Genomic DNA, 6,065 nt, shown 5'->3' with positions numbered 1-6,065 from the left:
TTTCCGTGTCGCTGAAGGATTCGGAGATTTCGGTGAGGGTCGAGAGGTCCACGGTCTTCAGGAATTCGGAAAGGCTCCTGTTGTTTCGGGCGACGAGGCGCAAAAGTTCCGCAGCCCGGTCGGGAGCCTTGAAGACGGAGCGGAAATAGGAATCGTGCCCGGTGCGGGCGTTTGCGTTGTTTTCTTTCATGGATTTCCTTTTTGGAATGCGGACTTCCCCAAATGAAAGCCCATGATGTACAACGCGCGAACGGGCGATTTTAGGAAAAATGAAATGTTTTTCTTTAGAAAACTTGTCCCGAACTCAATACAGGAAAGGACTTCTCATCGTCCAAATAAACAGTCCCGTCCTCCTCACATAAAAAGCACCGCACAAAGCGAGGCTTAGATTTGAAAACGGGAACTATAGATTTTGAATTTCCTCTTCGGAAAGACCTGAAACATTCGCGATGAGGTCTAGAGACGCTCCATTATTTTTTAGAGCTTTCGCCATTTCTCTCCGTCCCCTTTCCATGCCAATCCCGATGCCTTCGTCGCGACCTTCGCTTCTTCCTTCCTCGTATCTTTTAGCAAGAGCCTTCTCTTCGGCGTCGGCGATGGTCTCGTAGCCGTAGGCTTCGGATGTCTTTACAAAGTCCATTTTGAATTCCTCTTTTTCCTCTTTGGGGAGAAGCTTCTTCAAATATAGAAAAGTCTCCGTGAGGAAGTTTTCCGCCTCTTCCCGGGGCAGCTCCTTCAGCATCTTCACGGCTGTTCGCAGGTGACTTTGCATCTTTTCGCCTTGGAAAACGTATTTCATGGCTACGAGGGCAAGCGCGATTTTCGGGGAGATGTCCCGGATTTCGTTTGTACTGAAAGAGTCGCCGATATCGACGAGTTCCAGCACGAAGGGCAGGCCGATGCGGTGGTAGTATTTCGGATAGTCCGGGAACATGGTTTTCACATCCAAGTTCCAGCTTTCCTTGCCGTTGTAGAAGACGATGGCGACGGTGGGAATATTCTTCTGGTTCTTGACCATGATGTGATACCAATATTTGACGAGTTGGGCGACGACGTTCGGATCCTTGGAAGACTTGTGTTCCTCCAGAATGCCGACGAGGAGGTCTGCGGAACGCTCTTGTGGGCGAAGCCGACTTTCCCTGTCTTCGGCATTTACTTCCTGATTTCCCCCGACGACACTTTCGTTCCCTTTTTCGCCGTCGTTTTCGTCGGCGTTACCACATCTCTCCCCGGCGATCTTGACGGTGAACGCCAGGTCCGCATAGCCGAAGGTCTCCGTGTCGCTGAAGGATTCGGAGATTTCCGTGAGGGTGGAGAGGTCCACGGTCTTCAGAAAGGCTGTCAAGCTTTTGTTGTTGCGGGCCACCAGGCGCAAAAGTTCCGCAGCCCGGTCGGGCACCTTGAAGACGGAACGGAAATAGGAATCGTGCCCAGCGCGGGCGTTAGCGTTGTTTTCTTTCATGGATTTCCTCGTTGAAATGTGGACTTTCCCCAATGAAAGTCCAACTCCTTTAAACGTTTTTGCAGACGTTTTTTCCACCTCGATTTGTGTAAAATGTTGCTTGCAGGAAAAAGAGGAATTTGGGACGGAAAATCGGTCTATTATGGAGAGGTGAACGTCTTGACTCGTTTTTGTAAGATTCCTATCTTTCCTAACAAAAGAAAGCTTTACAGAGGAGTTGCCCATGTCCAGAGTCCCGTTCAAAAAGTTTGCCGCGCTTGTCGCTATGACAGTCGTCCTTTCAGCCTGCGGCGACGATTCGTCCTCCGGTTCCGGAAATGGCGAAAAGGAGGAGGGCTCCGTCGAAACCGTCGAAGATTTGGGCAAGTGCCTTTCCGCCTTCGAAGGCGACACCTACTTCGTCAAGGAGAAGAACGGCTCCTATGTTTGCGAGTCGGGCAACTGGAACCCCATTCCGGGAGTGGGCGAGTGCACGGACTCGTTGGCGGCGGCAGGAACGGTCCGCAAGGAGACCCACAAGGCGCTGGCCAATTACGGCGAGTCCTTGGTCTGCGCGGACAGCGCATGGCGACCGGCGACAGACGTCGAGATCGCCCTGAAGAACGCCTGCGTGGAAAGCCTGGACGGCGAGTTCCGGGACGACTCCACGGACAAGAAGAAGGTCGTGCACTACGTCTGCACCGGCGGGCTCTGGCGGGAAGCGGGAGAAGCCGAACTTGCAGCGAAGGCGCTCTGCACCGAAAAAAATTACGGGAGCTTCGCCACGGATTCCAGCGACGAGGAGAACGTGAAGGCCTATGTTTGCAAGGACTCGCTCTGGCTGGAAGCGTCTTCCATTGAACAGGCTGCGGGGAAGGTCTGCGATGCGGGAAATTACGGGCTTTTCGTGGCGGACTCGGCGGACAAGGCGCTCCCTCTCTACGTGTGCGACGGCGAGATGTTCCGCATGGCAAGCGAAGCGGAAAGTGCAACGAGGAGCCTCTGCGACTCGACTCTCCGGGGCGATACCTTGAACTTTTATATCTGCACGGAAGAGGGCTGGGATAAGGACACGACTTCGACGCTTGGCAACTGCACGGACAAGAATGAAGGCGAGATAGCGAAGGAGGAAAACCCGTTCCGCATTTTTGGCCTGCATTCCACGGCGTTGGATTCGAGTTACGTGTGCGACGGCAGCCAGAAGCTTTGGCGCGTGGCGACGGCTGGCGAGGCGGCGACCGGCAAGCTCTGCACGGAGAAGGTGGACGGCGACACCCTGAACTGGTTTGTGTGCCATGCGGCGAAAAACGACTGGATGGCGGTCATGACCAGCGGCCTCGGCAAGTGCAATGCGGACTCGCTGGACTCCATCCGGACGGAACCGAACCCGAATTTGAAGAAAGGCGACAGCCTTTTCGTGTGCGCGAATAACGGCGGTTTCGCGTGGGAAATTTTAAAGAAATCGCTCCTCGGCGTCTGCGACCTGAAATTGCAGGACAGCGTGCGCACCGAAACGAATTTCAACTTGAAGACATTCGATTCCCTGTTCGTCTGCGACACGTCCACATGGGTCAGCGCTTCGAAGTACGACCTTTCAAACGGCATCCCCTGCACGGGCAACCTGAACGCGAAAGTGGTGGATGGCAAGCTCTGTCTGGACGGCAAGTGGCAAAACGCCTCGGAGGGCGAAGTGGAGATGGGTGCCGCCTGTCTGGAATCTACCGAGAACGTGGTCTCCGTGGAGAAGGGCAAGGTCTGTAAATCCGGCGAATGGGTGACGGCGAGCGCGGCGGAAATCGCGACGGGGAAGGTCTGTACCGCAGCCATTGCTAACTCTGTCGCAAATGGCTATGTTTGCGAAGTGATGGTCGATTCTTCCGCCGACAGCGAAACCATCCAAACAGCGCTTACCAAATGTTCTCAGACAAGCGATGCCCTTTACGAAAAATTCCTTGCCGGAAATTTGACCGCCGAAGATTGCAATATGTGGCGTGAAGCGAGCGAAGCGGAAAAGGCGACCGGGAGAGTTTGCTCAAATGGAATTTTAGATTCTGTGATGAATGGCTACGTCTGCGAAAATACGGGATGGCGCGAAGTGAGCGAAGTGGAAAAGGCGACCGGAAGGGTTTGCAGTGCGGCCCTCAAGGATTCCATTGTCAACGGCTATGCCTGCAACGTAGTGCAGCTGAACACTCAGGAGGAACTAGCCCTGACCCAGGACTCTTTGCTCAGAGCCTGTCTGCATACTGGTGGAATAGGGCTGGCGAAAATTTATCTTAAAGGGGCATTAACCCTGTATCATTGTTACGATTCCATATCGTCCGGGTTTGACTATTCCTGGTGGAGAAAGGCGACTGCTCGAGAAATTTCCTTGAATAGGCTATGCGACTCGCGCAATCAGGAAACTTTTGTACACAATCCGGATTCTGCATTTGTCTGTCAATTTGATACTGCGCAAAAAATCTACGACTGGCAGGGAGAAGGTGCTAAGGGAAGTTTTGTGGACGAGAGGGATAAAAAATCTTACAAATATGTCATTATTGGTTCGCAGGTATGGATGGCGGAAAACCTGAATTACAATTATAACCAAGGATCAGCCAATAGTTATTGTGTTTTTGACAGCTCCAGTTCGGAGTATTGCAACAAATTCGGACGTTATTACACTTGGAGTGCGGCTATGGATTCCGCAGAGATCTTCTCTGCTTCTGGTAGCGGCTGTGGTAATGGAAAAACTTGTACATCGTCAACGTCTGCAACCTTGGTCCGCGGTGTCTGTCCGAAAGGCTGGCATTTGCCTAATGAAAATGAGTTCAAAACGCTGGTTAAATATGTTGGCGATGTGGACATTGCAGGTAAAATGCTCAAATCTACTTCCGGTTGGTATTGGGAAGGAATATATGGCAATGGTACGGATAGCTTTGGTTTCTCTGCGCTCCCTGCAGGCTATAGAAATTCCCCGCATGTTTACAGCTTAGTCAATTGTAGTACTCATTTTTGGACGGCTTCCGAAAATATTGAAAACCAAGCCCTTAATATGAGCATGGACTGCAGAGACGAGAAAACTATATTTTCCAGCGACTACAAGTCCTTCGGCCTCTCCGTCCGCTGCTTAAAGGACATCGACTAAATCCGAGTTTCCAAATCGCGCTTCCCTTCTGGGGGAGGCGTTTTGGGTTGAAGAATCCCTTTCCCATTGTCCACGGACAACAGAGACTCTTCTTTTTTATGGCGCACCCCTTTTTTGGATGTATATTTCCTTTAGGTAAATGGGATGATACGGCAAAAAAAATTATCGCTTGTTATGGATTTTCGTGGCTCTTCTTGCCGCGTTTTGGGGAGCGGGCTGTTCCGACGAGAGGACATCGCTTGGAAACAGTGCGGAATCTGGGAATCCGGAAATCGCCGACGTTCTTTATTTTGCTGACGGGGCGTTCGCCGCAAGGGTGCGCGTCCTGCTCGTTCCCGACGATTTTTCTGTATGGCGCGATTCCGTCGATTCCCTTTGGACGACTTGGACGGATTCCTTGGGCCGTTTTGAATTTTCAACCCTCCCTTCCGAAATTTTTACGCTGGAAGCCGAGGATTCCCTTTCGGGAATGCAGCTGGTGCAGATGGGCATATCGAAAGATTCGGAAAGGGAAAATATCAAAGGCTACTTGGAAAATACGGGAAGCGTCCGCTTGGGTGCAGAAAATTTTGCAGACGGCACGACCGGAGTGGTCTATGTGCCGGGAACGACGATTCTTCGCCCGGTGACGGTGGAACTGGGCAATATCTTTGTGGATTCTCTGCCTGCGGACTCCCTTTGCCCGCTGATTTTCCGTTCGGATTCTGGGGATTCTCTGGAGGTAAACGAACCTGTTCTGGTTGTCGCTGACTCTGTCACAAGCGTGCAATCCCATTCCGTTTCGTTGCGTTTCCGCATTCCGCTCGACATGACCTCTTCGGGAATCGCCCTGGACGAAGACTTGCGCAATTTCCCGTTGGAAATTCGCCTGGATTCTTCGGACTACGATTTCCGCGGACTGGAGCGACTTCAAGGCGCGTGGAATGCCGTGCTTTGCGGCGATACCCTTCCGCTTTCGCTATCTTATGCCGATTCGGAAAAAGGAATTTTCGCCTTTTGGACTCGGATTGCCAAATTGCGGACGAACGCAAAAGATACGCTCTTCCTGTCGTTTGAAGAAAATACAGAAGCATCGCTTCAATCGCAGGGAAATGTCTTTTCGGACGGTTTTATCGCCGCTTGGCATTTTGATGAAGGGGATTCGACGGCAAGAGACGCTACGGGAAACGGTTTTGACGGCATTCCCGAAGATCTGTCCGTTGCCGACGAGGCGGTTGCCGGCGGAGCGCTTTATTACGACGGCAGTCAAGGGGCCGTGACCATTCCGAATTCGGCGACCGGCGCTTTGGATTTGACTCTCCAGACTTCGGTCACTTTTTCCGTCTGGGTTAAAATGGAAGGGCTGGACCGTTCGCGCGTTGTTTTTGGAAAGGGCGCTTCTCAATATCACTTGATGTATTTGGCGGGAACAAACGAGTCCAGCTGGCTGTACGAAATCTTCACCGACGAGATTCTGGATTCCTCCAGCAATTCCGCAAGATACTGGTATATGGACTC

At 52.1% G+C, this 6,065-nt stretch carries 4 protein-coding genes; 2 read left to right on the top strand and 2 right to left on the bottom strand.

The window, feature by feature from the left end:
* Together B5D40_RS14700 and B5D40_RS14695 are read right to left on the bottom strand one after the other, a co-directional pair.
* The coding region (locus B5D40_RS14700; RefSeq protein WP_144319723.1) for an Rpn family recombination-promoting nuclease/putative transposase at window positions 1-190 on the bottom strand (190 nt) is incomplete at its 3' end.
* A gap of 213 nt (window positions 191-403) precedes the next feature.
* On the bottom strand, window positions 404-1,462 hold the full coding sequence (locus tag B5D40_RS14695; protein ID WP_158222054.1) for an Rpn family recombination-promoting nuclease/putative transposase: 1,059 nt from the start codon (window positions 1,460-1,462) through the stop codon (window positions 404-406).
* A gap of 223 nt (window positions 1,463-1,685) precedes the next feature.
* On the opposite strand from B5D40_RS14695, the gene B5D40_RS14690 reads away from it, so the two are divergent.
* Window positions 1,686-4,568 (top strand): fibrobacter succinogenes major paralogous domain-containing protein, encoded by a 2,883-nt coding sequence (locus B5D40_RS14690; RefSeq protein ID WP_078777521.1) that lies wholly within the window; start codon window positions 1,686-1,688, stop codon window positions 4,566-4,568.
* Window positions 4,569-4,752: 184 nt separating this feature from the next.
* Window positions 4,753-6,065: hypothetical protein (locus B5D40_RS14685; RefSeq protein ID WP_078777520.1), on the top strand; the 1,313-nt coding region annotated here is incomplete at its 3' end.

It is taken from the genome of Fibrobacter intestinalis, from assembly GCF_900167415.1.
GTDB lineage: Bacteria > Fibrobacterota > Fibrobacteria > Fibrobacterales > Fibrobacteraceae > Hallerella > Hallerella intestinalis.
Note: the sequence above shows the minus strand (reverse complement) of the source record. Positions and strands in the feature narration are given on the sequence as shown.